This window comes from Micrococcus sp. NPDC078436 (assembly GCF_040702705.1).
Lineage (GTDB): Bacteria > Actinomycetota > Actinomycetes > Actinomycetales > Micrococcaceae > Micrococcus.
The window spans coordinates 1-1,237 of sequence record NZ_JBFBLX010000034.1; the positions used below are offsets into that span (position 1 = coordinate 1).

1 protein-coding gene and 1 other annotated feature are annotated in these 1,237 nt (G+C 66.7%); the gene reads left to right on the forward strand.

Translation table 11 applies throughout. The features are described 5' to 3' along the window. Positions 1-7: 7 nt before the first annotated feature. Positions 8-1,237, forward strand: a protein-coding gene (locus AB0302_RS11390; protein ID WP_366372173.1) for an IS3 family transposase whose coding sequence is annotated in 2 segments (ribosomal slippage) — positions 8-281 and positions 281-1,237 — 1,231 coding nt annotated over the 2 segments. Because the reading frame shifts where the segments join, the coding sequence is not laid out codon by codon here. This gene is flagged as partial in the annotation. Then, positions 277-411, forward strand: a sequence feature (AL1L pseudoknot). It overlaps the preceding gene by 135 nt.

A 1,237-nucleotide genomic window follows, 5' to 3' on the forward strand; every position in this document is an offset into this window, starting at 1 on the left:
GTTGTTCATGCCGAAGAAGTTCGATCCCGAGGTGAAGGACCGCGCGGTGCGGATGGTCCTGGACCGTGTCGAGGAAGCCGGGTCAGTCACGAAGGCCGTGGCTTTGGTGTCGCCGAAGGTCGACGTGGGGCGCGAGACCTTGCGCCGCTGGGTCTGTCAGCACCGCGTCGACGCCGGCCTCAAGGACGGGCCGACCAGCGATGACCTGGCCGAGCTCAAGCGCCTGCGCGGCGAGGTCAAGCGATTGCGGGAGGACAACGAGATCCTGCGCAAGGCCTCGATTTTCTTCGCGGGGGAGCTCGACCCCCGCAACCGATGATCATGGGATTCATCGATCAGATGCGCGCCAAGGGGCATGCGGTCGAGTCGATCTGCAGGGTGCTCCGTCAGGAGGGCTGTCAGATCGCCGCACGCACCTACCGGGCGTGGCGCCGCCGCAGCGCGTCGGCTCGTGACACGTCCGACGCGGTCCTGCTCAACGTCCTGCACGACCTTGTCGGCACCCCGGAAGGGCTGTACGGGCGTCGGAAGATGACCGCGTGGCTGCGTCGAGAAGGTCACCAGGTCGGCGCCGGTCGTGTGGACCGGCTCATGCGGGTTGCGGGGATGAACGGTGTGCGTCGAGGCAGGCCAGTGCGCACCACCGTCCCGGCCAAGGACGGCTGCCGTGCCGGTGACCTGCTCAATCGAGACTTCACCGCGGCCGCGCCGAACACGAAGTGGGTCGCGGACTTCACCTATGTGCGCACGTGGGCGGGCTTCGTATACGTCGCGTTCGTGCTGGACTGCTACTCGCAGAGAATCCTCGCCTGGCATGCCGCGACGGCCAAGACGACCCCGCTGGTCCTGACCCCGCTGCGGATCGCGTTGTGGGACCGTGACCGGCACGGGCACCCTGTGCAGCCCGGCGAGCTGATCGCGCACAGCGATGCCGGGTCGCAGTACACGAGCCTTCGCTTCGCCGAGCACCTGGCCGCCGAGGGCATCGCCGCGTCCATCGGGACCGTCGCCGATGCGTATGACAACGCGCTCATGGAATGCGTCATCGGCTTGTACAAGACCGAGTGCATCACCACCACGATCTTCCACAACGGCCCGTACAAGACCATCGCCGACGTCGAGTACGCCACCGCCGGATGGGTCGAGTGGTACAACAATCGAAGGCTCCACTCGTCCCTGGCTATGACCACCCCGGCCGAGTACGAGACTGCCTACTACGCCGCCCTCAACCGAGAGC